The following is a 20,980-nucleotide window of genomic DNA, read 5'->3' on the forward strand; positions in this document are numbered from 1 at the left end:
AGGTCGGGGGCGGCGTGTGGGCCTCAAACAACCACCAGAACTCGCGGGGATGCAGAGCCCAGAACTCAGCGGGCTTTAACCAACCCGCCCCGACCGCCGCTTTGAACGCCGCCGCGACGAACGCCGCCCGCGCCCCGGCCGAGCCGGGGCGGACCCATTTCCCTCAGGGGGCGCCTTCGTTTTCCCCGAGCGCAGGCTCGGCGGAATCATCATCGTCAACAGACCATTGATGGAATTGACCATGGCCTGCTGCGTCGCGCCCGAACCGAACATCCCCACATAGACCTGTTCGTCCAAGACCGGGCAGCCAGCGTAACGAAGGACCGCCGCGTAAGCCGCCGCCACCTTCGCCTGCGGAGCGACACCGCGTTCCCCGTAGGCGAGCAGTTCCTGCAGCGTCACAACGTCTTCGATACGCTGGATCGCCCCCATAACGCGGTCGGACGGCACCTCATATTCCCGGTCTTCCCAGGCCAGTTGAATGGGCTCAAAGATGCTCATGCTCAAGCCGCCGGTGTATAGATGACCACGCCGGTCGACTGGAATGTCGCCTCGAACGTAATCTCCCCTTCATGCTCGCCGGTCTCCTCGTATTCAGCGAGGCCGAATTTCCCAGTGAGCGTACCACCGTCGGGGAACTCAAAGGTGAGGTCCTGAATGCGATTGCCAGCGAACCAATCGGTGCGCAAACGGAGGGACGTTAACACGCCGCTAACGGGAATATCGACACTACGGACCCCCGCCACATTGAGCATCTGCCGCCACCCGGCCGAGTCGTCATTGGTGACGTCGACAAGCTCGCCATTGAGCGTGATCCCCTTCTCCCGAACCCCGGCGACGAGCACCTGGGGGCTGTCGTCTCCCCAGTAGACGAACTGAGTTCGGCCGACATTTGCAGTCATCATGGCCTCCTTTATTCGGCGCTAGGTGCGCCACCAGACATTGAAATCGAGTGAGACGCGGAACAAATATTCGACCTGGTTGCCGCCGGCCTCGCGGAAGTCGCGTGCGTCGTTCAGCAGGATCGTTTGAAAGTCGATCCCGCCAGCGATGCCGTGGAACGCTGACAGCGATGCGGTGACGGCGCGGGATAGTGTTTTGGCGACTTCGTAGGTGGCTGCCCACGTGTCGATTTGCACGCGCGCATTGCCGAGTCCGGTCTCGCCATCGTCGGAATACGTCGGGCCACCGTCGATCCGTTGGAGGGTGACGGCGGGGAGCTGATCTCCTTGCGGACGAGACACTGGATATATGCGCGTGCTGGCGTATGCCGCCACGCCGGGATCGGCGAGCAGCCGGGCAATCATCGCCTCTTCCATCGGCTACCCCTTTGCCGCCTTCGCAGCCTTGCGCGCCAAGCGGGCGGAAGCCTTTTCTATCTCCGCCCACATATCCTCGCCGATCCCCTCGAGCAGCGTGCTTTCGTGCGCATCCCATGCGGGCCGCATGAACGGCTGCGCGGGGTGTTTTGATGAGCCGAATTCCTGGAGATGCCCCGCCGGATCGGAGCCGGGACCAACGAACACGTCCACTTCGTCGCGATGCATTTTTTTATGCTGTCGCCGCTGCCGTTTGGTCAGCTTTGTGCTGACCGTAATCGACTTTTTGAGATCACCGGTTTTAACCGCGACCTGCGCTTCGGCTGTGGCCGCGATCGGTTTGGCACGCTTCTTCAGAACCCGCAGCATGACATTCTTCGACGTCGCCGCGGGCAGCTGCGTATGCAGTGCGTTCGCGATCTCGCGCAGCCCGTCGACCTTCACGCGGATCGGTCGCGTCATGCTGCGTCGCTCCGCGCCACCGCGTCGATTTCAATCCATTCGCGACGCGTTCCCTCGGGCTCGCGCACGGCCGTGATGTTGTAGACACGCCCGTCGTAGCTGATGCGATCTTTGGGGTTCACGTCAGACACCGTTGACGAATAGCGGATCGTGAACCGCGTCGTGAGTTGGGCCCCGACTTCCTGCGCGCGGTAGGCCTCGCCGGCGCTTGCATCGCGGCGGTGCGCCCAAACGGTCGCGAGAGGTAACCAGGTCGGAACGCGCTCGTTAAATCCGTTGGTCGTCATCACAGCCCGCTCGATTGTGATGCGGCGGTCGAGGGTGCCGGCTGCCATGGCGCGAGATCCTTAGCGTCGACGCACAGAGTTAAGCAGAGGTGCCGACGATGATGACGTCGTAGGTAACCGGCGAGCCAGCGCCGGAGTTGGCGACGTTGAGAAGGTCCCCGGTGCCGGCGGTGACGTCCCATCCCGCATTGGGCGCCGCAGCGAGAAACGCACCGCCCGGCGGGATCTCAATGCGATCGGAATCGTCACCGAATGGACCGGTGAACCCGTTCGCCGCTGCCGGGCCGACAACGACGTCATTGGTGTTGCCGCTTGCCGCTCGGATCAGAAGGGCCTTGACCGTAGCGAAATTGGCCGCTTCCCCGAGCGCATTTTCCAACACGCCGGTGAGATCGAGGTCCTCGTTGCCACTGGCGTTGAGCGTGCGTTGGTCGGCAAAAATGACATCGGCCTCGTCCGTGCCGGTACCGTTCGCCAGTTTAATAGCGGCATGCGCAGGGATCGACTGTTTGACGGCGGCAAAATCAGCCGTCTTACTGACCTCCGCCCCGATGGCAGCTTGGATCGTCGTTCGCAAAGTCATGGCAGTCTCCTGGTTGCGCGTTAAACGCCAATTCGCCGGTAAGGCGCGATCAGAGCCATTGCCCCGAACGGCAGTTCGGCGAGCGAACTCTCGGCCACCGACTCTCGGTGTTCGTAGAGGTGGCCCACGATCAACAGCATGGCAGCGCGGATCGCGGCCGGAACATCGCCGGCGGCCGCGCCGTAACCCACCGTCATCGTCACCTGGACGGCATCGGCGCGATCATTGTTGACTGCCGGACAGGGAAAACCGTCCTTGACCCGAATGACGGACGACCGCGCATCTTCGATCAGCTCATAGAGCGCAGTGTCGACGGTCTGCCCGACGTTGTCGGGATCGAAATAAGTGAGGGCTGCACTTGAAACATTGGGGAACGGCAGGCGCAGAAACCCACTGGCAGGCCAATCGATATAGTCCTGTCGCCAATCCTGATTGATCATCGGCCGCCCGAGGACACCGGTCCAGCCGTCCAAATGCGCCACGGCGGCATCGATCAGGGCGGCTATCAGCGTGTCGTCGTCATCGAAGTCGACGCGCAAATGGACCTTGGCTTCCGCGAGCGAGACAGGCGCCACGACCGGCGGCGTGACCAGGACGGGGCGCAGCATGGTTCTTATTTCCCGCGCTGACGCGCGTTCTTGCGACGCGGCAACGATCCGCCCTTCCGGCCATCGCCGTCATGGTCTAGTGGATCGCGTTCGGCGGATGTCTCCTCCGCGGCTGCGTTCTCCCCTTTCTGTGGTTTCGCCCAGCCTTCCCGAACGGCAACGACGGCTAGGTCGCCCTCGACGATCTCCCCTTCGCCGATCGTCCGCGTCATGATTTCGTCATCGGGCCGGCCGGGAAAGGCCAATGTTACTTTCGCGCGCATCGCATCCTCCGTTGAACGCCGGCGCACCGACTGCGCGCCGGCCGTTTTGCTTCAGCCGTTACCCAACGGGAGCATCGCTCGAATGGCTACGAACGATGCTCATGCCGTAGATGGCGCCGGTCGTGGCACCAGCGACCGTCATGACGCCGCGGACATAGCGCTTGTTGCCCTTGTAGCCGACCTTATACTCCTGGTTCTGTTCGCCCGCCGAGCCGATGGCCGTGAACGAACCGAGCAGATCTGCCGCCTCCACGTCGTCCCACGTTGCGTTGTCGTCGGACTCCTGGAGCTTCGGTGTGTGCGTGCCATCCGTCCAGGCACCAACATTAACGACGGCCAGAGCGGAGTTGTAGCCACGCAGGTCTACGCCAGTGCCGTTGGCAGAAGCGTTCTGTGCCGCCGGCGCGAGCGTCTGCGCGAAGTTCAAGGCACTCTTGGTGTCCTTCATGGACCATTCCTTTCGCGATCAGGGTATTGGGGGAGCGGGCGGCCCGCCGCCCGCTTTTGTTTTGGCGTTCAAGTTCCGCTTACGCTTCGCACTTCAGAAGCTTGATCGCTTCGAAGTTCTGCACCCCACCGCCGACCCGCTTCGTGGTGTAAAAGTTGACATACGGCTTGTTGGTGTAGGGATCGCGTAGGACACGGACACCCGTGCGGTCGACGATCAAGTAGCCGCGCTGGAAATTACCGAATGCGAGCGGCAATGCGTTCGCGCCGACAGCTGGCATGTTGTCGTCGTTGTAAACCGGCTTCTGCAGGATGGTTGCGACTTCGCCGGCCGCCGTCGGCGGTGCCCAGAGATAATTGCCGTCTCCATCCTTGAACTTGCGAACGGTACCCATCACAGCGTCGGACATCAGCCACGCTGCCCCATTACGATACCCTGACTTCAGGGCGTAGTAGAGGTCAATCATGGCATCGGCGCCGTTGTGCGTTTCGTCCGTCAGCGCGGCTGCGACGCCAGTTGCGACGTAGCCCAACTTGCCCCAGGCATAGGAGGCGTTCGCGACGGTTTCGTATGCCAGAAAACCGCGCGGTTTGTTCACGCCGTTGCCCGAGACAAAGGCGGCGCCTTCCTGCTCGGCGAACTCGATCGACACCTCGTCGGCAAGCCACTGAGCGAGGTCGATGCGGGAATCATCGAGCGATTTTTGCGTGGCAGCAGGATTAGCGTAGATCTCCCCTGTGTTGAAGGCGAGCTCACGCAGCGTTGGCGTATCCGTCTCAGGGCGCGCCTGCTCCTCGCCGACCCAACCCGACGACGCCCCACCCATGTTGACTAACTTCTTGTAGGTGTCGGTCGAGATCTGAATCACGCGCGAGATCGAACGTACCGCCGATACGGTGCCAAGCACGCTGTCGATTGTCGTCTCCATCTCCTCGGGCACCAGATAGCCGCCGTCGGGATCGCTCTGAGTCGTCAGCTTCGCCTTGACTTCAAGGTCCGACAAGCCGTTGTCAACGCCCTTGCGGAACCAGCGATTGAATGCTTGAGCGTGTTCTGCAGCGGCCGGATCAACATCGCTACCAGCGCCCCCGACCTTGAGGGCACCGATCGCCGCGTTGATTTCGTCGAGCGACCTCTGAAGATTTGTGATCTCGGTGTTAATGCGGTCGACTTTCTCGGTCTTGACCACATCTTCCTGACCCTTCCTGAGCGCGGAGATTTCCTCGTCGCGCTCGGCCTTGAACTGCTCAAACGTCCTCTGCAGCTCATTAAGCACCGCTGCGGCAGTGCTCGCGTCTGCGCGCACGCCGACCATCCCGCGAATGCGGGGATTTACCTGCATGGTCATGTTGCTGTGTCCTATGACCGGATTGTTGCGATCAGCCGCTGAACTGCGGCCACGTCCAGGTCAGCGTCGTGCTTGACCGTCGGGGCAGCGTCGTGCATGCCCCCCGTTGCTTCCCGGAGCATTCGGCGCCGCTCGGAACGCGGGACACCGGTTTGCGCCAGAAGCGCATCCAACCGCCGTTTGGCGTGGATAGACTGATGCGATGCGGCTGCGGCGTCCTTTGCCTCCAGTCCATCATCAACGATATCGGCGAAGCCCTTCGCGACCGCTTCCGAAGGTCCCATAAACGTCTCCGCGTCCATCAACTTTTCGATCTCGCTGCGCTTAAGCGCGGTGCGCGCTTCATAGATGTCCGCGATTGCAGCGTCGAATCCGTCGAACAGATCGGCCGCTTCGCGCATATCGTGACGGTTACCGATCACGAGGCCCCACGCGTTGTGCACCATCATGAAGGTGCCGAGGCCCATGCGGATCTCATCTCCAGCCATGGCGATAATCGAGGCTGCCGACGCCGCCCAGCCCATCACTTGCACAGTGACTTTGGCAGGGTGCTCGCGCAGCAGGTTGTAAATGGCGATGCCCTCGAACATGTCGCCGCCTGGCGAGTTGATCTTGACCGTCACATCCTTCTTGCCGATAGCGCGCAGCGCTGCAGAAATACGCTTGGCCGTCACGCCGCCGCCGGTCCAGAAGTCCTCGCCGATCACATCGAACATGCTAATCGAATTGTCGGAGTCCTCGTCTGCAGCAAGAGGACGTTCGGCCCACCGCGCCAGCACGTCGGAGGGGGCATCAAAATGCCAGTTCTTCGGGCGCTGAATCACCTTCGCCTCAGGCAGCTTGCGCAAGCTCATCGCGTTCTCCGTTTTCCTTGTCCGGCGTGCCGGCGGTATTCGGCGGCGGATAAAAGACGTCGCCCCCGTCGCGCGGATTTTTATCCTCAAGCGCGCGCACTTCATTGGGACTGTAGACACCCCACTGCAGTGCTTTGACGTGCGCGTCCCAGCGGGCCTTGATATCGCCTTTGACGAGGGCCGCCCGATTGAAACGGGCATAGAGGTCGCTGTTGTCGGGGATAAGATCGCGATTAATCGACTCCTCCCACGTCGTCAGGTGATCCTCGAGCGTATAGGAGACAAATCCAATCGACTGCTGCTCGATGCCGGAGCCCCAGCTCGTAGATTTCTCGGTGTCACCGATCATGTGTGGCGGAACGCCAAAAAACATAGCGATGTCGTTGCGCGAGAATTTACGGCCTTCTAGCCATTGGGCATCCTCCGCCGTCATCGCCAAAGGTGCGGTCTCCATACCTTCTTCGAGAACGAGCGCCTTGCCCTCGCTATCGCCGCCAGAGCGGTATTCGTCGAGGCTAGCGCGGAGGAACTCTAGTCCCTCCTTGCCGAGCTTACCGGGATGTTTCAGGACGACGCTCACCCGCGCGCCGTTTTTGAACACTGTGGCGCCATGGTTTTCCATAGCCAGCGACAGGCCGATGGTTTCCCTGGCGTATGAGATGACTGAGACGCCGGTGACACCATCGAGTGTCAGGCCGACCAGGTGGAACACCTCACTTTGCTTGAAACTGACCTTGTCGCCTCGCTTGCGCTCATAAATATAGCGGATCGACAGATCGTCGCTCTGCTCCATCGTCACGCGATCAGGGTGCAGCGGCAGAAGTTCCTGGACCCTGCCGCGCGAGCGCACAATCAGCGCATAGGCATTACCGCGCAGCAACAAGTGTGTCTGCATCATGCGCCGGAACTGGGACGGCGTCTGCCAACGGTTAGGCTTACGGCGCAACAATTGCCATAATGGATCCTCGGAGGCATCTTGGCGGGTGCGCTCGTCAACGCGCCGTTTCACGTCGAGTGGCAGCGTCGCGACGGCACCGGATATGATCCGCACGCAGGCATAGACGGCCGCGACGCGCATCGCTGAATCCGGCGTCACCGACTGACCGGACGCGGTACCGTTGCCAGCCCTGAGCAGCTGCTCGAGTTGCCGCGCCGTATTGATAATGATGCCGCCGCCGCTGCTCTGGTAAGACGCACGTGGCAAGCCAGCCGCCGAGGTGCCATTGAACCAGCGATGCCAAAACGACATTCGAAATCCTCGATTATACGACCATAAGGCCGCGGTTGCGGTAGACGGAATCTCCGGCGCCAGCCTCATATGCATGCGCGGCACCGATCGCCATTGCGAGCGCGACGGCGCAGTCGATCTTGTTGACGGCTCGTTCCTTCGCGAGCCAGTAGTTGCCCCAACGATCCTCGTCGGTGACCGCACTGACCATCGCGGAAATCAGAACCGGGTTTGCGTGAATACGAATCCGTCCCTCAGTGATGAGGTCCTCAAGCTGACGCACGCTCATCGGCATCCAAAGCCCTTCAGGATCACGACCGGCCATTTTCGCCGCGTCGATCATTGCCTCGTTGGGCTTGCCCTTCTTGGTGCCGCCCTGCGGGTGCTCGACGTACTCAAGGCTTAGGCCGAGTTCGTCGCACTCGGGCTCGAGACCGCGCTTGAACGCATAACGGTCATAGGCGACACACTGAACGGTGTAGTCATGAGCAACCTCCGCCAACGCTTGCGCAACGTGGCGGTAACTGATGCTCGAGCCCTTCGGAGCGTTGAGGAATCCCTCTCTGACCCAATGGCTATAAGGCGCCTTGTCCCGAAGTTCGCGCGCTTGAACGGTGTCGCCTGGTGTGAAGGCCTGCACCCACGCATCGAACATGGGTTTACCCGCGTGAATACCCTCTGACACCGTCCCAGTCTGCACGGCGAAGGCGAGTGCCGTGATGTCCTTGTTCTGCGAAAGGTCGACACCGACGGATATGTCTTTGCCATAGTGATCCGCTGGATCGAAGTCGGCGATCACCGGCTCGAGTGCCGCGCGCGTCATCCAAGCCGTTTGCGCGTCGGTCCATACGCAGAAATGAAGCCGAAGAATTCCGTTGAGCTTCGCCGGGATATCCTTCGCTTGGGCAACGACGCCGGCGAGATACTCCTCGGTGATGGTAACGCCCAACAGCGGATTGGCTTTTGGCCAACACGTCGGATCGTTCAGCGGGTCATCACCAGCATCCAGCGAACACACGAAAGAAAACGTCGTATCGTCGATGACTTCACCCAGATAGTGGGCGTCGTCATCCTTGGCATCGCGGTTCCCGGCTGCGACGCGGACGGCATGTTCGTGTTCGACCCAGCACGCGGAGTTCCGGTCGCTGCCGCTGTTGGTGATCATCAGCAGCAATGGTTGCCGACGGAATTTGAAGCCGCGCTCGAGGATCTCGATGATGCCCGCGTCGGCGTGTTCGTGCAGTTCGTCGACGAGTGCAGCGTGGGGACGCGGCCCCGAACCCGTGCGCTTGGTTTCCCGCGAGACGGGGCGAAAAAAGGAACCCTTCGCCAAATAACTGATGTTGTACTCTTTGCCTTCAGGCCCGGCGATCTTGAGCCTCTTGTCGAGGTCCGGCGACTTCCGCACCATCTTCGCGGCGTCGCGGAAAAGGATTCCCGCCTGGTCCTTGGTCGCACCGGCTGAGTAGATCTCCGCTCCGGCTTCGCCGTCGGCAGTCAGGCAGTAGAGCCCGATCCCACCGGCGAGGGGCGACTTACCATTGCCCTTGCCCTGCTCGATGTACGCGCGGCGAAAGCGACGTGTCCCGTCACGCTTTTTCCAACCGAAGAGCGAACCGATAATGAAGGCCTGGCTTGGATGCGCCTGGAATGGCCGGCCTTCGAATTGCCCCTCGCTCAGCCGCAGTTTTGTCTCGAAAAACCGTAAACCGCGATCGGCGGACGCACGGTCGAATTGGACGTCCTTGCGTTTCAAATCGTCAAGGTGCCGGCGGCATGCATTGCGGACATGCGGGCCGGCAATTACCTTTCCCGAGAGGACCGCCTTGGCATAGGCCGTGACACGATCCGCGGGCTTAGTCGTCGAAGAACTCGTCCGCTTCGTCTGCGTCTTTTTCCGCACTGCGGTTCCGTTCGTCGGTGAGGCCCAGCTCGCTCATGTAGGCGCGCAATTGGCCATGCTTCGCAGCGGCAAAGGCGCGAGGCGCATCGCGGAACTCTTGCCACAATTCACAGAAAGCGATCGCGGCCGGCTCGCGGGAACCGTCAAGCCAACTCGCTGGTTCAATGAAGCGCTTCCACGCCTTTGCGGCTTCGCCCTTCATCCCTTTCGGTCGAACAAGCTTTCCGAAGGACTCGGTTGCAACCTCAACGGTTGTCGCGGCTTTCGCCTTCGCGCCGTGCCGTGTGTTGCGGTGCGTGCCATCGATCAGCCGAAGGTGCGCCGGCTTCGGCTTTGCCCCCCGCGTTGCCATGACCAGATTGAGCCTTTTCGAATGTTAATTTGGTTTTTTGCTTTTTTTGGTCCCGGCGCCGGTCCCAGCGGAAGCCGCTTTGACTTTTCGACCACCCCCCGCCCTTGGCGCAGTGGCCATGGCCGGGTGTCGTGCATCGATGGGCCAACCATCAGGACCGATCGTCGACGAAAAGCCGCGTCGTTCCTCGCTCTGTTTGGCGCAATCGTGGCAGGGGCTGCAAAGCGATTGTGTGTTGTCGTAGTCAAAGAACAGCAGGGGATCGCCCTTGTGCTCCTTGAGGTGATCGACCACTGTTGCCGGTGTCAGGTGGCCGCGTTTCCGGCATTCCCTGCACAGCGGCTCCTCGGCCAATCGACGATCACGAATGCCGCCCTTGCCACGCCATCGCTTGTCTTTGTACATCCGACGGTAGGCAACAGCCTCGGGTGATCGGCGATCGGTACGCACCATCCTCAGCACTCAACCCGACGCCAGGTGCGTTCGCACATAGGGCAGTAGCACTGCACGATGGGCAGGCCACCCCTGAACGTCACGCGCCGCCCGAACCATCTCAAGGGCAATTCGAATTTGCAGAACAGACACGGGATCTCGCCCACGCCAAGCGTCGGATGCTGCACGTCTTCGACGGTGCGCACACACATGGACAAGGATCTCGATTGTTTCTGGAATTCATCTCAGCGGCGGGCGGAAGCGGGACCAACAGCAAACTCGGCTGCTGCTCCCTGCCGTCACCAACACCCTGTTTCCGCACCATAAAACGCAAAACGCCCGGTGCGATTGTTTCGAACCGGGCGCGCGTCTCGCGAGCGTGGTGATTCATGAGCCTGAATTTGCGATTCGTCAAGAATGAAAATTAACGAACATCGGCAGAACGCAGATATACCGACTTAAATCTTGCCTCACGCCTCCATTTCAATGAGTTCACGGCGGCCGCGAGTGAAATAAGCCAGTAAACCGAAAACCACACCGCCTAACGCCCACACCATTAGGATGATGACGAACGCGACCCCGATGCCGGCTGCGGTGCCATCGCGTTCCGCCTGCGTCGCTAAAGTGTCGTATTCCGCAATAGGTGCCCGCAAACTCGCGACCAGCCACGCCACCATAAGCGCGTTCCAGATCCAGAAAATCGCTAAGAAGAACCAGCCCACTATCCCGCGGCGGCGCTTCTCTACCAGACGCTTGGACATATCGTTCTCCTTGTGACTGAATCTCAAGCGGTCGGAAGTTGCCGCCGAACAGTGCTGCGCGATTCGCATGCGCCACCTCCGTGCACGGATTGAGGGCGCCTAAGCACTGCAAGTCAATTCCAACGGGCGCTTTACCGGTGGATTGTCACTCCTGCGTTTTGCGCAGCGTCTCGATGAAATCCGGCCGCTCTCGCACGATACGCAGGATCGCCGCCGCAGGCCCGCTCGGCTTGCCGCCACTCGCCCATTTCTGCACGCCCATGGGCGACATGCCGATTAGGCGCGCAAACTCCGCTTGCGACACGCCGCTATTGCGCACGATGCGTATGGCTTCATCTCCTGTCATGCCGTCGCTTATATGCAATCCCGCACAAAAATGCAACTTAGTTATATTTTCCTGTGGATAGCCCCTTGCCTGGAATATATAACTTAGTTATATTATAAGCATCAAGACGATGAGGTGGCCCGGACGAACGGCGAGACGACACGAACAAGACAGAAGGCAGACAACAGCCCGCTCGAAGCGCCGACCGACAAGGACCTCCACCCATCCGAGACCAGCCCCAAGCGAGGGAATGGCGAAGCTATGCCACCCAGCGCCGGGCTGTGAGCACCACGACCAACATCACCACCAAGGCGAAACGCTCCCAGCGCGGAGCGTCTGCCGGTCTCGCCGGCACTGACGAGCCTCGGCTCAAATCTCAACCCAGAAAGGAAAAACCGATGACAACCATCAACCTGGCCGTCGTCGCACGGCACCTCAACCAGCTCGAAGCCGCGTTCGGCAACGAGAACGCGTTCGTCAAAGCGTTCACCACCATGAAGGCCGACGCCGACATGAAGGCCCCCGAAGCAAAACGCCTCGCCCGCGAGTTCGCGAAACATACGGCGCGGTCAAAGACAAAGGCGTTCGACGCCATCTGGGGCCGTCATCACAGTTTGATGCGCGCCCGCGCCAAAAACGCTGCCTTGTTCGGTCGCACGGCCGCCTGAACGAAGCGGGCCGGAAAGCTGCTGTCACAGCCTCCGGCCCCTTGGCGATCCCAACCCTTTGGAGAAGGTTTAGAACCATGAAATGTATTACCATCTTCGCCGGGGGCCTGGCAATTGCCATCGGCCTCGGTGCCACGACGGTCGACGTCTGGTCGAACGTCGAATTCATCGCCGGTGACACCGTGCGCAATCCCGCCGACCTGGCGGACGTCACAAACTGGAATTCGCTGATGGCGGCCACGGTCGCCATTGCGGTCGCATCCTTCGGAGCCTTGGGCGGCGCTGCGGCCGCCTGGCGCCTCCAAGCCCGGCTCATCTCCTGCGGACTGCTGTTCGCCTGGATCTGTGCCGCCGCGTTTTCGCTCTCGGCAACCCTCGATCGGGCAGGCTCCCAGCGCGACAACGCCATCCACGCCCAGCGCAGCCACAACGTACAGATTGATCGCGTCGCGGCTGCGATCACCACCCAGCGCGCCCGTCTAAAGGCCGCGACACAAGCGGAAGCTGACGAGTGCAAGGGGTACAAGGCCGGTGTCTCCAAAGACGAGGGCTGGCCGAAGTGCATAACCGCAAAAGGCGAGATCAAATCGGCCACCAACGAGATCGGAGAGCTGGAAGCCAAGCTCGCGGGCCTCGGCGCCGAGAAGGTCGAGGACAGCATGGGCAGCCGTGTGGCGGCCCTATTTCCGTTTCTGACACCTGGGCAGGTGGCCACCTACCAGCCCATCACACTGCCCGTGTCGCTGTTCTTCTTCGGGCAGTTCTTCCCGGCGCTCGGCTTCCTGTTGTGGTCGAGCGTGTTGACGGTCCCAGCGCCTCAGTCGCAACAGACGGCTCAGGTGATGCGAGACATCACTCCAGTGCATCCCGTGATCGCGGCTCTCCCTGCAGGGAAGGCCATTTCCAACAAGGCGCTTGCCGCGGCGTTGGGATATTCCGAAGCCACTGCCAGCCGTCACGTGAAGCAGTTGCGGCGTGAGGGACTCCTCACCGTGGAACGCCGCGGACGTGAACTGGCCATTCGTCGACTGAGCTAAGTCCACTTATCTAGCCCCGGTGCCGGATCTCGGTATCGGGGCTTTTTACTACGGCCTATGTTGTATCAGCGCCGACCCGTTGCCGAGCAAAATTTCCATCTTTCCGTAATCGGGAAATCGCGCCGTTTCAGACGCTTCCGATCCGTCTCTCCCCCTTCCTCGCCCTTGCACCCAGCGCACGCTGCCTTGCACCCACATTTGCAGTTTTGCGACCATTTCACAACGATTTCACCCGTGCAAACGAGCCGCATTTCTTGGGGTTATAGCGCTTGTCTCAAATTTCGCATTAAGACGTTGCAGCCACCACGCTTTCACCGCGTTGCCGGTGGCACGCAAGGGTGTGCAAGCGTAGGTAGTTCTGGCAGCTAAGACAGCCCTTCGCACTTGAGACCCGCGTCTCGTTTGCGACGGAACAGTCCACCGTCATCCCATGGCAGGTCGTCGAACTCAGGTGTATGGCCACACGTGCGATACCGGGACTCTGGAATGGGCATTTCGTAGTTCTCGTATTGCACTATCGCCCAGTTTTCTGGTTCGGCACGCACTCGATAGACACCAAACACGCGAACGGATTGCTTCATCATCGCTTTCACGCCTCCGACCGAATGCCAATGAACTTTTCGAGATATAGCCTTCCGCCTCGGGATTTGAAGAACTGAAGGCTTTTTTTGTCAGTGAGCACTTAAAACCGGAACTCTCAGCTAATCCGTGGCGTTGGACATCCCGCCTAACCTGCTGAGGAGTAAAAGCAGATGTCTGTTAAAACAATGGAAGACCTTTTTGTCGACACGCTGAAGGACATCTATTACGCCGAAAAACAAATCCTGAAGGCGCTGCCGGGAATGGTGAAAAAGGCCAACGCAAGTAAACTTCAAGACGCTCTCGAAACTCACAGAAAAGAAACTGAGGAACAAATCGAGAGACTGGAAAAAGTATTCAAAATCTTCGATGTCTCACCCCGAGGCAAGAAGTGCGAGGCTATTGAAGGCATCCTCGCGGAAGCTAAAGAGCATATGGACGAAATCAAAGATTCTGACGTGCTCGACGCGGGTATGATCGGTTCAGCTCAAGCGGTTGAGCATTACGAAATCACACGATACGGCACACTGATAGCATGGGCGCAGCAGCTCGGCCGAACTGACGCCGCCAAATTGCTAGAGGATAATCTGGAAGAAGAAAAGAACGCAGACAGTTTACTCTCCAAAATTGCGAGAGGTTCGATCAACAAAGAGGCCGCTGAATGAAACGCGCCGTATCGGATGTTCCGGTACTTGCCTCAAATTTACTCGCCGCTGCCAAGAAGCATGGCCTAACAATTGCGACTGCTGAGTCCTGCACGGCAGGAGCCTTGGCCACGGCATTGGCCGACGCGCCCGGCGGCGGCGAGCAATTCCACTGCGGGTTCGTCACTTACACAAAGCAAAGCAAGACCATCATTTTGGGGGTGCCCCCTAGGCTGATCCGAACGTTTACGGCGGTAAGCCAGCCTGTCGCGGAAGCGATGGCTAGAGGATGCTTAGCGCGATCACCAGCGGATTTTGGCATCGCCGTCACCGGCGTAGCCGGGCCAGAGCCAGACGAAGATAATAATCCTATCGGCAAGATTCTCGTTGCAATTGCCCTTTGCGACGGCGGCATTTGGCATAGAGATTATGATTTCAGAAAGCGCGCCCGGCCAGCAATGCGAGAGGCGATTTTAAAGGCCACCCTCATTTTCGCGCTGCAGTGCTGCGAAGTTGCGAAAGTAGCAAAGCAAGCGTCATGACGAAACTCCGGCTCCTCAACCATTGCTTTCAAACCCCTCAGCCCCTATTCCGCTCGCGCACCTGACGCCGCATCCGGACCCATCCCTCCAGGCATGGCATCGAGCAAAAGTAGACTTCAGAGCCAAGTGAAGGCGATGTCGGCATCCGCCCATCGGAATGCGGCACGGCCTCGCACGTGAGCACCAGGCGCCAAGAGCGGCCGGTGGTGAGATCCGACCCGCAGGTTTCACACACTGCCGTCATTCCGCAGCCGTGAGCGCATCCGACGGCCAGCGCGGGATCGTACGCGGCGGCAGCGGCGTGCCCTGAAACTCTTGCGCGAAGGCGGCAGCCTCCGCCGCATCCGCAAAGCAATAAACCATCCGTTCCGTCCGCGCGTCGGTATCAAAATAATGGAACGTGCGCTTGCAGACGTTCCGCTCCCGGCAATAGGCCTCAACCCGAACGAAGCCACCACCGCGCACCTGGTCCGAGCGGATCGCCACGCGATAGGGCCATTGCTGGTTCACCGTCCATTTGTTGATCTTGATCGTGTCTTGCCGTCGCCGCATCTTTGCCTCACGCTACGCTTGAACTCCGGTTGTATGTTCCTATTTTGTTCCTGATGCCGATCGCGGTCAAGAGGAGAGGAGAAAGCCCTGTGTGCAACTGCTTTTCGCAATCCCGCTCGCGCGACGAGGTAGCCCGATGGTTTCGGGTCTCACACAACCGCGCTCCGGATTTCGATCCGCAATCCTCGTTCTGGCCGAAAAGCAAAATCCCCGTCGTACGCCAAGCGGACGACGGTGCGCGCGAGATCGCCATCATGATGTGGGGGTTTGTGTTCCCGCAGAAGGATAAGGCCCCGCGCTTCGTGACCAACGTGCGCGACGACAAGATCCGGACGAGCCCGTTCTGGCGCGCGTCATTCGAATCCCGGCGCTGCCTGGTGCCGGCGACGTCCTACGCGGATCCCAATGGCGAAAAACCGGCCAAGTGGGTGTGGTTTGCGCTCAAGGGCGACGAACAGCGCCCGCTCTTCGCCTTCCCCGGCATCTGGCGGCGCTGGAACGGCCCGATCAAGAAGGACGGCGAGCCCGTCGAGATTGAAACGGTGTCGTTCATGACCACCGATCCCAACGCCCTGACGCGTGAGATCAATCACGACCGCATGCCGGTGTTGCTGACGTCAGAAGACGAGTTCGAGACGTGGCTCACGGGCAGCGTTGAAGACGCCTATAGCTTGGTGCACAGCCACGACCCAGCGCACATGCGCATTGTGCAGGCGGGTAAGGATAAGCAAGATTTGCTGGCGGCATAGGAAATCCCTCAACACCGCGCGGTCGCAATTCGAGAACATCATGTTAATCAAACTCATTTTATGGGCCGTCCTCGGTCTTGTTCTGTTTGGTCTCTTTGTTTTCGGTGCAGCTCTATCGGGCATATCGATTTCGCAGCAAGCGCGAGATTTTTTATCCCAAGCTGCGCCAAGTTGGCTTCAGGGTCTAAGCACGGCGGTTGCCGCCGCACTGGCGTTCGCGGCATACGTTGAATGGCGGCGACCGGATGATGCGCGACGCAGGGCTAATACTGCCCAGCTAATATTGCGGCAGAGCCAAAAGCTGGAGAACGCCGCGGCATCGGCTAGGTACGGCACGATAGCCGTAATGTTCACACAGGATAAAGAGCTTCTCTCGGAGAAGATGAACTTGGCTGAAAGCCTCGCAAGAAAACCAATGCCTAAGAAGGTGGCTCAGCTGGAAAGCGAACTCCACAATTTGCGGACTTTCAGGGCGGAAGCGACAATGCTCTATATAGACCGGCCGGTTGCCGCGCTGATGGACGCAGTTTCGGTCTCTTGCGAAAGTATCCTGCGAGGGCATTCGCGGATCAAAATGATGAATGACAGCCTTCGGTCACTGTTGAAGGATGATGAGCGCTTCGAGAAAGTGCTCAGCGGCTCTCTGGAAGCCCTGGGGGCGAGCATTTTGTTTGTTTGGGAACTTGATGGACCAGAGGTCGACGACCCATTTTGGGAGAAGGTGCAAGATCAGTTCGACACCTTAAGAAACGAGTTGCTGACATATTTGGTCGATCAACGCTGAATCATCGCCCTTTCCCTCCTGCCTTGTGATCCGTCGTCACGATCTGCGTACGCCACGTGATCTCGATCTGGCGGCCGTCCCCCAGCGCGACGCGGCACAGCTCCCCATGCGCCAAAAACGCATCGACGGCCTTGATCAGGCCGAGCACATCGCTGTCCGAATAGGCCCCGTCGTCGCGGCCAAGGCGCCGCAACCGCAGCCGCATGGCCCGAATATTTTCTGTGTTGGTTTGAAATGGCTCACGGGGCTGATCTTCGCTTCGCTCAGGCCCCTGCGCGTGCGCGGCGCTATGCGCCGGGTCGCCTTGCTCCCGGACAGGAGATTTACGGGCACCATAGTAACCCTTCAAAAACCCGTCCCACAGTTCACTGCGTGCTCCGGTCGCCATCGACAGAATTATCACCGCAAGCCAGATCACGCAGGCCTCATCGATCTGGCCGATTGCGGCGTTCGCAAGAGCAAGGCAGGCCGCAAGGATGACAAATCCCGTCATCGCATCCCCCGCCAGTCCGGCTCGATATCATCGAGCAATCGCTCCAACAGGAACCGCGCCCCAACGACGTCACGCGCCGCCAGCCGGTCGTCGATCAGCGCCAGGTCGCGCACCTCGTCGCTGTAAAGCGCCACGCTCAGGTTCTCGTCGGCGCACACACGGCAAACCGGTTTCGCCTGCTGCCGATCGAGCCGCTCAAGGACGATCCCAAACCAGTACATCGCCAAGCCGTACCCCGTGAACGTCAACAGCGGCGAGGTGACGGCGATCCCCGCCACCATCAGCATCGGCCCCATGAGCAGACAGTGCCAGGTTCGCAACCTCATCCCCCCACCCCTTCCAGCAAATCTTCCTCGCGTCGGATCTTCTCCAGCCACGCCACCAGTTCGCGGTCGTTGCGCACGCCATAGCCCTCCTGCGCCGCGCGGCTGAGGATCTCGCCCTCGAGGATCTCAAACCGGAACTGCGGACCGACGTCGACGAACCCATTGAGCAACGGCGTGCCCATCGCTTCCTCGGCGTAGTGCTCAATGAGCGCAAGCACCTTGCGTTCAAGCCGCTTGGCGTGCTCCTCGGTGCGCAGCCACAGCCGGATCTGCACGCCCGTGCGCCGGTCCGGGGCCTTGTCGTAGTTGGCCGTCACCGTGTCCTTGTGGCTGCCCGTCGTGGCCGTGCGCATTTGCCAGTACCCGCTGTTGTGGCCGCCGATGCGCTTCTTGATCCGCCCCTCCGGCGTCAACAGGTTGGTGGACACAGGCCCGTCGGTCCCCACGATGCACAGCGCATGCGGCTTGAATTTCTTGAACAGCTTGAGCTGGCCGGGCGTGAGTTTGAGCGGCGGCAGCACCGTGCCCCAGGCCTCCTCGCCCGACGGCAACGGCGGCAGCGTGTCCGCCGTCGCCAGCCCGTAATGCGCCGCAAGCTCCTGTGCCGTGGTCACGCCGCCCTCCGTCGGATTTGCTTGTCTCGATCTGCCAGCGCGGCCCGTTCCGCATGCACCGAAACCGTCCCCGTCGCCGGCCGGCCGTTGGCGACGCGATGCACACGCACCAGGCCTTCGGCGAAGTTCCGATGCGTCGTGTCATCGCTCACACACAAGTCGCCTGCGATCGACCGCCAGCTCCGCCCCCGCGCCCGCCACACCAATGCGAGCTGCGCGGTGGTGAAATCACCGAACACGTAGCCATAGCTGCAGTTGGTCACGCACAGCTGCGCGAACCAGCCCATGGCGGTCAGGTAATCCTCGATGTCCTGCGGCAGCGGATCGAAGCGCGCCACGCGATCGGCGATCTCATCGTCATCGCCCAACCCGTCCGCCGTTATGTCGGCCAGCGCCCGCGACGTCCGGACGCCTTGCGGGTTACGCTGCCCCGTCAGCCCGTCCGTCAGGATCGCCCGCGACACCCGTGCCTCCGATTCCGCAATCGAAACCTGTCCCGGCGGCGAATAGGTGACGCGGGTCGGGTCGAGCCACCAGCGCGTCCCGGTTTCCCCATCTGCTCCATGCAGCGCGCCTTGCGCCCGCGCCGTCTCCCGCTCGGCTTCCATCTCGCGGGCCAGTTCGGCGGCCTCGGCCTCGTCGACCGCGCTGAACCCGCCGCGCGCCGACCACATGCGCCCGGCTTGAATGCCGTGGATCGGTACGGGAAGCGGCATTTTCCAGGCCGCAGGGTTCTCCGGCCGCCAGGCGTCGGGGTCCAGACCCAGCGCGTCCTCGCCATGGCGCGGCACGCCGGGCAGACCGTCATCGGGCAGCATCACCGGCACGGGGCTCGAACGCCGGTCGTGTTTCCGCCGGGGCGCACCGTCGACCCAGTCCGTCCACGCGACCCATTCCGTCGTCGTCATCCAGACGTGACCGCGACCGCCCTTCCTTGCGATCCTCGCAGCCTTGAATGTCCGCCCGCGCCACAACACCTCGACGCGCACACCGAGCGGCGGCAAGCCATCGGCAGGGGAGTACCAGAGTTCGGTCATGGCGCTGTCTCCTCGGCTGTCGCCTCGGGCGCCTGCGCGGGCGCGGTGCTCGCGCCGGGTCGCTTTGCTCCCGGACAGGTGGTTGCCTCTGCCGCGTCGTCCTTCCGCTTTTGGATTGCGTCATCTGTTGCGAACTGGCGGGTCCGAAGCTGCGCCAGAACCGCTTGTTCAAGTTCCGGCGCGCGGCACAGTCGCATGAGATCGTCAATCATCGCCCCGCGAGTTGGGCGCTTTGTCGTCGCCACCCGGAGCACATAACAAACCCGCTGCAATTCAGAGTTCCACAGCAGATTGAGCATGCGGGCAGTCCATGGCCACGAGCACCCCGCATGTGGCGCATTGCCCTTACACTTCCCCTCCGAATACTCCCACACCGTCGCACCAGCAGACGGCCTGAATATTGGGGCTTGCGGAAGGAATGGCTGCCCCTCGTTGTTCGTTTGCCATCCTGGAGAGTCGCACCACTTGCGATGGGCAACGACGATCACGTGATGCGCCACCTTGGTGAATTGTTCGATTTGGTTTGGGAGTCGATCGAGCGTGTCACGCTCAGATTTCAGCTCCATGAGGATCAACCGATCGGCCGTAATCACAGCAATGTCGGCACGGCTAATCCCGTTCTCCACGTTGAGTTCATGAACGATGCGCGCCGACGGCCAATACCGCCGTGCGAGCTGTTCCGCTGCTGTCCGAATCTCCTGCTCTGCTGTCCCCGTTGGAAGGCTCATCCCTCGGCACCCTCCGGCAGTTCGACACGCTGGCCGCGCAGGCGGCCTTTGGCGCGTTTCTCGGCTTTCACAACGGTGAGGGCCTCCTTGACGACGGACATCGGTACTGCGGGTCCGCCGTTGAGGCTGATGGTGCTTTCCGTGTCGTTGGCCGTCGGCGTCTCCTGCTCGTTCGCCCAATCGTCGAGCGGCGTCCCGGCCATGCCCATGGCGTGCAGGTAGACGTTCAGGATCGCGTCTTCCTCGTCGCGCTCGACCTTCGATTTCTTGCGCAGCGCGATCACCTTGCGCATGGCTTTCACATCGAAGCCCTGGCACTTGGCTTCCATGAACTTGTCTTTGATGTCGCCGCCGATCGCCTTCTTTTCTTCCTCGAGTCGCTCGATCTGCTCGATGTACTGGCGCAGCTGCGCTTGGGTGGAGGCCTGCAACACGGTCATAGCCCGTCATCTCCCTCGTTGAATTTTCCGGCTTCATCGCCAAAGGCCTCCCAGCCCGGCCGGTCGGTGCGGGAATAGACATCGGCACGGCGCGCCGTCGGCATCATCTTTTCGGCAAGCTCATAGGCGCGTTCCGGTTTGCGCGAGTGCTCGCGCCGGGACTCCGTGATGAGGTTCGGCACCGAACGGCCATCGATCTTCGGATTGCCGCGCTTGGCGATCAGAAACGGTTCGCACAGCGAGCGCAGCACGTAGCCGGTGCCCCAGCGCCGCTTGTTCCAGGCCCCCGCCGTCACGAACTCGAAGCCCCACACGTCGAGTACGCGGATTGCGAAATCGAGGCGGGGCGATGTCGCCCACATCCACAGAGCGCAGTTTTCTCGCGCCAGGTCCGCCACGGGCAACGCCAAAATCTCCGCGTCCGACATCGTGCGGTAGTGCGGCTCCGGCCCTTTGCTTTCTCCCAACTGGGAATAGTTCTTAAACCGCCAAGCAACATCGATCATCACGAGATCGTACGCCTGCGGGACCAGGTCGCCGAACGGCCACGCGGCGGGGCCACCCTCGAACAGATCGGGCGCGATAAAGCTCTGCCCTGGCATAGGGTGCCTGTC

The 20,980-nt window shown here is 60.9% G+C and carries 31 protein-coding genes, 1 other RNA gene and 1 pseudogene; 7 read left to right on the plus strand and 26 right to left on the minus strand.

Going from position 1 to position 20,980, the window contains the following annotated elements:
- Window positions 1-75: 75 nt before the first annotated feature.
- From K5845_RS16785 to K5845_RS16865, 17 genes are all read right to left on the minus strand, one after another.
- On the minus strand, window positions 76-501 hold the full coding sequence (locus tag K5845_RS16785; protein WP_287959535.1) for a hypothetical protein: 426 nt from the start codon (window positions 499-501) through the stop codon (window positions 76-78).
- Window positions 502-503: 2 nt separating this feature from the next.
- Complete coding sequence (locus K5845_RS16790) at window positions 504-902, minus strand: phage tail tube protein (RefSeq protein WP_287959536.1); 399 nt, start codon at window positions 900-902, stop codon at window positions 504-506.
- Window positions 903-923: 21 nt separating this feature from the next.
- Window positions 924-1,319 (minus strand): DUF3168 domain-containing protein, encoded by a 396-nt coding sequence (locus tag K5845_RS16795; RefSeq protein ID WP_287959537.1) that lies wholly within the window; start codon window positions 1,317-1,319, stop codon window positions 924-926.
- Window positions 1,320-1,322: 3 nt separating this feature from the next.
- Window positions 1,323-1,781, minus strand: coding sequence for an HK97-gp10 family putative phage morphogenesis protein (locus tag K5845_RS16800; RefSeq protein WP_287959538.1), 459 nt, complete (start codon window positions 1,779-1,781; stop codon window positions 1,323-1,325).
- Entirely contained in the window at window positions 1,778-2,116 is a 339-nt protein-coding gene (locus tag K5845_RS16805; RefSeq protein WP_287959539.1) for a phage head closure protein, read from the minus strand. Before K5845_RS16805 ends, K5845_RS16800 begins: the two co-directional genes overlap by 4 nt.
- A 31-nt stretch (window positions 2,117-2,147) precedes the next feature.
- Window positions 2,148-2,651, minus strand: coding sequence for a hypothetical protein (locus K5845_RS16810; protein ID WP_287959540.1), 504 nt, complete (start codon window positions 2,649-2,651; stop codon window positions 2,148-2,150).
- A 20-nt stretch (window positions 2,652-2,671) separates the two neighbouring features.
- A complete protein-coding gene (locus tag K5845_RS16815) occupies window positions 2,672-3,259 on the minus strand; it encodes a head-tail connector protein (protein WP_287959541.1) in 588 nt (195 codons plus the stop codon).
- A 5-nt stretch (window positions 3,260-3,264) separates the two neighbouring features.
- Window positions 3,265-3,522, minus strand: a complete 258-nt coding sequence (locus K5845_RS16820) for a hypothetical protein (RefSeq protein WP_287959542.1) — start codon at window positions 3,520-3,522, stop codon at window positions 3,265-3,267.
- Between the two features lie 58 nt (window positions 3,523-3,580).
- Window positions 3,581-3,970 (minus strand): hypothetical protein, encoded by a 390-nt coding sequence (locus K5845_RS16825; RefSeq protein ID WP_287959543.1) that lies wholly within the window; start codon window positions 3,968-3,970, stop codon window positions 3,581-3,583.
- Window positions 3,971-4,049: 79 nt separating this feature from the next.
- Complete coding sequence (locus K5845_RS16830) at window positions 4,050-5,318, minus strand: phage major capsid protein (protein ID WP_287959544.1); 1,269 nt, start codon at window positions 5,316-5,318, stop codon at window positions 4,050-4,052.
- Window positions 5,319-5,329: 11 nt separating this feature from the next.
- Window positions 5,330-6,172: a head maturation protease, ClpP-related gene (locus K5845_RS16835; protein ID WP_287959545.1), complete on the minus strand. Its 843-nt coding sequence runs from the start codon at window positions 6,170-6,172 to the stop codon at window positions 5,330-5,332.
- On the minus strand, window positions 6,150-7,421 hold the full coding sequence (locus K5845_RS16840) for a phage portal protein (RefSeq protein ID WP_287959546.1): 1,272 nt from the start codon (window positions 7,419-7,421) through the stop codon (window positions 6,150-6,152). Before K5845_RS16840 ends, K5845_RS16835 begins: the two co-directional genes overlap by 23 nt.
- 13 nt (window positions 7,422-7,434) lie before the next feature.
- Window positions 7,435-9,303 (minus strand): terminase large subunit, encoded by a 1,869-nt coding sequence (locus K5845_RS16845; protein WP_287959547.1) that lies wholly within the window; start codon window positions 9,301-9,303, stop codon window positions 7,435-7,437.
- Window positions 9,257-9,655, minus strand: coding sequence for a hypothetical protein (locus K5845_RS16850; RefSeq protein WP_287959548.1), 399 nt, complete (start codon window positions 9,653-9,655; stop codon window positions 9,257-9,259). The genes K5845_RS16845 and K5845_RS16850 overlap by 47 nt, the downstream gene beginning before the upstream one ends.
- Window positions 9,656-9,679: 24 nt before the next feature.
- Entirely contained in the window at window positions 9,680-10,108 is a 429-nt protein-coding gene (locus K5845_RS16855; protein WP_287959549.1) for an HNH endonuclease signature motif containing protein, read from the minus strand.
- Between the two features lie 449 nt (window positions 10,109-10,557).
- The gene (locus tag K5845_RS16860) at window positions 10,558-10,848 is read right to left on the minus strand and encodes a hypothetical protein (RefSeq protein WP_139165358.1); all 291 of its coding nucleotides are present in this window, start codon (window positions 10,846-10,848) and stop codon (window positions 10,558-10,560) included.
- Window positions 10,849-10,993: 145 nt separating this feature from the next.
- Window positions 10,994-11,194: a helix-turn-helix domain-containing protein gene (locus K5845_RS16865; RefSeq protein WP_139165357.1), complete on the minus strand. Its 201-nt coding sequence runs from the start codon at window positions 11,192-11,194 to the stop codon at window positions 10,994-10,996.
- A gap of 288 nt (window positions 11,195-11,482) precedes the next feature.
- On the opposite strand from K5845_RS16865, the gene K5845_RS16870 reads away from it, so the two are divergent.
- The 3 genes from K5845_RS16870 (at window position 11,483) to K5845_RS16880 (ending at window position 12,878) form a co-directional block, all read left to right on the plus strand.
- Window positions 11,483-11,542, plus strand: an RNA gene (locus K5845_RS16870) — hammerhead ribozyme type II.
- A 29-nt stretch (window positions 11,543-11,571) separates the two neighbouring features.
- Window positions 11,572-11,841, plus strand: a complete 270-nt coding sequence (locus K5845_RS16875) for a hypothetical protein (RefSeq protein ID WP_287959550.1) — start codon at window positions 11,572-11,574, stop codon at window positions 11,839-11,841.
- 77 nt (window positions 11,842-11,918) lie between these two features.
- On the plus strand, window positions 11,919-12,878 hold the full coding sequence (locus tag K5845_RS16880; protein WP_287959551.1) for a helix-turn-helix domain-containing protein: 960 nt from the start codon (window positions 11,919-11,921) through the stop codon (window positions 12,876-12,878).
- Between the two features lie 365 nt (window positions 12,879-13,243).
- On the opposite strand, the gene K5845_RS16885 is transcribed toward K5845_RS16880, so the two are convergent.
- Entirely contained in the window at window positions 13,244-13,462 is a 219-nt protein-coding gene (locus tag K5845_RS16885) for a hypothetical protein (protein ID WP_287959552.1), read from the minus strand.
- Between the two features lie 168 nt (window positions 13,463-13,630).
- Here K5845_RS16885 and K5845_RS16890 point away from each other — a divergent pair, with 168 nt between their 5' ends.
- Both K5845_RS16890 and K5845_RS16895 read left to right on the plus strand, forming a co-directional pair.
- A complete protein-coding gene (locus K5845_RS16890; RefSeq protein ID WP_287959553.1) occupies window positions 13,631-14,122 on the plus strand; it encodes a YciE/YciF ferroxidase family protein in 492 nt (163 codons plus the stop codon).
- A complete protein-coding gene (locus K5845_RS16895; protein WP_287959554.1) occupies window positions 14,119-14,643 on the plus strand; it encodes a CinA family protein in 525 nt (174 codons plus the stop codon). Before K5845_RS16890 ends, K5845_RS16895 begins: the two co-directional genes overlap by 4 nt.
- Before the next feature lie 240 nt (window positions 14,644-14,883).
- Here the strand turns inward: K5845_RS16895 and K5845_RS16900 are convergent, their stop codons facing one another.
- Window positions 14,884-15,195 (minus strand): hypothetical protein, encoded by a 312-nt coding sequence (locus K5845_RS16900; RefSeq protein WP_090229649.1) that lies wholly within the window; start codon window positions 15,193-15,195, stop codon window positions 14,884-14,886.
- 89 nt (window positions 15,196-15,284) lie between these two features.
- Here K5845_RS16900 and K5845_RS16905 point away from each other — a divergent pair, with 89 nt between their 5' ends.
- Both K5845_RS16905 and K5845_RS16910 read left to right on the plus strand, forming a co-directional pair.
- Window positions 15,285-15,944, plus strand: coding sequence for an SOS response-associated peptidase (locus K5845_RS16905; protein WP_287959555.1), 660 nt, complete (start codon window positions 15,285-15,287; stop codon window positions 15,942-15,944).
- Between the two features lie 40 nt (window positions 15,945-15,984).
- On the plus strand, window positions 15,985-16,728 hold the full coding sequence (locus K5845_RS16910; protein ID WP_287959556.1) for a hypothetical protein: 744 nt from the start codon (window positions 15,985-15,987) through the stop codon (window positions 16,726-16,728).
- Between the two features lies 1 nt (window position 16,729).
- On the opposite strand, the gene K5845_RS16915 is transcribed toward K5845_RS16910, so the two are convergent.
- The 7 genes and pseudogenes from K5845_RS16915 to K5845_RS16945 all read right to left on the minus strand — a co-directional run bounded on the left by K5845_RS16915 (window position 16,730) and on the right by K5845_RS16945 (window position 20,968).
- A complete protein-coding gene (locus K5845_RS16915; protein WP_287959557.1) occupies window positions 16,730-17,221 on the minus strand; it encodes a hypothetical protein in 492 nt (163 codons plus the stop codon).
- On the minus strand, window positions 17,218-17,547 hold the full coding sequence (locus tag K5845_RS16920; protein ID WP_287959558.1) for a hypothetical protein: 330 nt from the start codon (window positions 17,545-17,547) through the stop codon (window positions 17,218-17,220). Before K5845_RS16920 ends, K5845_RS16915 begins: the two co-directional genes overlap by 4 nt.
- Window positions 17,544-18,161 (minus strand): hypothetical protein, encoded by a 618-nt coding sequence (locus tag K5845_RS16925; protein ID WP_287959559.1) that lies wholly within the window; start codon window positions 18,159-18,161, stop codon window positions 17,544-17,546. The genes K5845_RS16920 and K5845_RS16925 overlap by 4 nt, the downstream gene beginning before the upstream one ends.
- Window positions 18,158-19,198, minus strand: coding sequence for a hypothetical protein (locus K5845_RS16930; RefSeq protein ID WP_287959560.1), 1,041 nt, complete (start codon window positions 19,196-19,198; stop codon window positions 18,158-18,160). The genes K5845_RS16925 and K5845_RS16930 overlap by 4 nt, the downstream gene beginning before the upstream one ends.
- Complete coding sequence (locus K5845_RS16935; protein ID WP_287959561.1) at window positions 19,195-19,926, minus strand: hypothetical protein; 732 nt, start codon at window positions 19,924-19,926, stop codon at window positions 19,195-19,197. The genes K5845_RS16930 and K5845_RS16935 overlap by 4 nt, the downstream gene beginning before the upstream one ends.
- Before the next feature lie 188 nt (window positions 19,927-20,114).
- Window positions 20,115-20,366 (minus strand): annotated as a pseudogene (locus K5845_RS16940) (DUF2312 domain-containing protein); the annotation flags it as partial.
- Entirely contained in the window at window positions 20,363-20,968 is a 606-nt protein-coding gene (locus tag K5845_RS16945) for an MT-A70 family methyltransferase (protein ID WP_287959562.1), read from the minus strand. The gene K5845_RS16945 and the pseudogene K5845_RS16940, both read right to left, overlap by 4 nt.
- Between the last annotated feature and the right edge of the window lie 12 nt (window positions 20,969-20,980).

Origin of the sequence: Filomicrobium sp. (assembly GCF_025698805.1) — a bacterium.
Classification (GTDB): Bacteria; Pseudomonadota; Alphaproteobacteria; order Rhizobiales; family Hyphomicrobiaceae; genus Filomicrobium; species Filomicrobium insigne.

Bases quoted from the DNA above. Each gene is read 5' to 3' on its own strand.
- K5845_RS16895 (WP_287959554.1), top strand. From the start codon at position 14,119: ATGAAACGCGCCGTATCGGATGTTCCGGTACTTGCCTCAAATTTACTC.
- K5845_RS16835 (WP_287959545.1), bottom strand. From the start codon at position 6,172: ATGAGCTTGCGCAAGCTGCCTGAGGCGAAGGTGATTCAGCGCCCGAAG.
- K5845_RS16820 (WP_287959542.1), bottom strand. From the start codon at position 3,522: ATGCGCGCGAAAGTAACATTGGCCTTTCCCGGCCGGCCCGATGACGAA.
- K5845_RS16900 (WP_090229649.1), bottom strand. From the start codon at position 15,195: ATGCGGCGACGGCAAGACACGATCAAGATCAACAAATGGACGGTGAAC.
- K5845_RS16785 (WP_287959535.1), bottom strand. From the start codon at position 501: ATGAGCATCTTTGAGCCCATTCAACTGGCCTGGGAAGACCGGGAATAT.
- K5845_RS16795 (WP_287959537.1), bottom strand. From the start codon at position 1,319: ATGGAAGAGGCGATGATTGCCCGGCTGCTCGCCGATCCCGGCGTGGCG.
- K5845_RS16945 (WP_287959562.1), bottom strand. From the start codon at position 20,968: ATGCCAGGGCAGAGCTTTATCGCGCCCGATCTGTTCGAGGGTGGCCCC.
- K5845_RS16875 (WP_287959550.1), top strand. From the start codon at position 11,572: ATGACAACCATCAACCTGGCCGTCGTCGCACGGCACCTCAACCAGCTC.
- K5845_RS16920 (WP_287959558.1), bottom strand. From the start codon at position 17,547: ATGAGGTTGCGAACCTGGCACTGTCTGCTCATGGGGCCGATGCTGATG.
- K5845_RS16790 (WP_287959536.1), bottom strand. From the start codon at position 902: ATGACTGCAAATGTCGGCCGAACTCAGTTCGTCTACTGGGGAGACGAC.
- K5845_RS16865 (WP_139165357.1), bottom strand. From the start codon at position 11,194: ATGACAGGAGATGAAGCCATACGCATCGTGCGCAATAGCGGCGTGTCG.
- K5845_RS16825 (WP_287959543.1), bottom strand. From the start codon at position 3,970: ATGAAGGACACCAAGAGTGCCTTGAACTTCGCGCAGACGCTCGCGCCG.
- K5845_RS16850 (WP_287959548.1), bottom strand. From the start codon at position 9,655: ATGGCAACGCGGGGGGCAAAGCCGAAGCCGGCGCACCTTCGGCTGATC.
- K5845_RS16860 (WP_139165358.1), bottom strand. From the start codon at position 10,848: ATGTCCAAGCGTCTGGTAGAGAAGCGCCGCCGCGGGATAGTGGGCTGG.
- K5845_RS16800 (WP_287959538.1), bottom strand. From the start codon at position 1,781: ATGACGCGACCGATCCGCGTGAAGGTCGACGGGCTGCGCGAGATCGCG.
- K5845_RS16840 (WP_287959546.1), bottom strand. From the start codon at position 7,421: ATGTCGTTTTGGCATCGCTGGTTCAATGGCACCTCGGCGGCTGGCTTG.
- K5845_RS16810 (WP_287959540.1), bottom strand. From the start codon at position 2,651: ATGACTTTGCGAACGACGATCCAAGCTGCCATCGGGGCGGAGGTCAGT.
- K5845_RS16815 (WP_287959541.1), bottom strand. From the start codon at position 3,259: ATGCTGCGCCCCGTCCTGGTCACGCCGCCGGTCGTGGCGCCTGTCTCG.
- K5845_RS16890 (WP_287959553.1), top strand. From the start codon at position 13,631: ATGTCTGTTAAAACAATGGAAGACCTTTTTGTCGACACGCTGAAGGAC.
- K5845_RS16880 (WP_287959551.1), top strand. From the start codon at position 11,919: ATGAAATGTATTACCATCTTCGCCGGGGGCCTGGCAATTGCCATCGGC.
- K5845_RS16910 (WP_287959556.1), top strand. From the start codon at position 15,985: ATGTTAATCAAACTCATTTTATGGGCCGTCCTCGGTCTTGTTCTGTTT.
- K5845_RS16830 (WP_287959544.1), bottom strand. From the start codon at position 5,318: ATGACCATGCAGGTAAATCCCCGCATTCGCGGGATGGTCGGCGTGCGC.
- K5845_RS16930 (WP_287959560.1), bottom strand. From the start codon at position 19,198: ATGACCGAACTCTGGTACTCCCCTGCCGATGGCTTGCCGCCGCTCGGT.
- K5845_RS16935 (WP_287959561.1), bottom strand. From the start codon at position 19,926: ATGAGCCTTCCAACGGGGACAGCAGAGCAGGAGATTCGGACAGCAGCG.
- K5845_RS16915 (WP_287959557.1), bottom strand. From the start codon at position 17,221: ATGACGGGATTTGTCATCCTTGCGGCCTGCCTTGCTCTTGCGAACGCC.
- K5845_RS16855 (WP_287959549.1), bottom strand. From the start codon at position 10,108: ATGGTGCGTACCGATCGCCGATCACCCGAGGCTGTTGCCTACCGTCGG.
- K5845_RS16805 (WP_287959539.1), bottom strand. From the start codon at position 2,116: ATGGCAGCCGGCACCCTCGACCGCCGCATCACAATCGAGCGGGCTGTG.
- K5845_RS16885 (WP_287959552.1), bottom strand. From the start codon at position 13,462: ATGATGAAGCAATCCGTTCGCGTGTTTGGTGTCTATCGAGTGCGTGCC.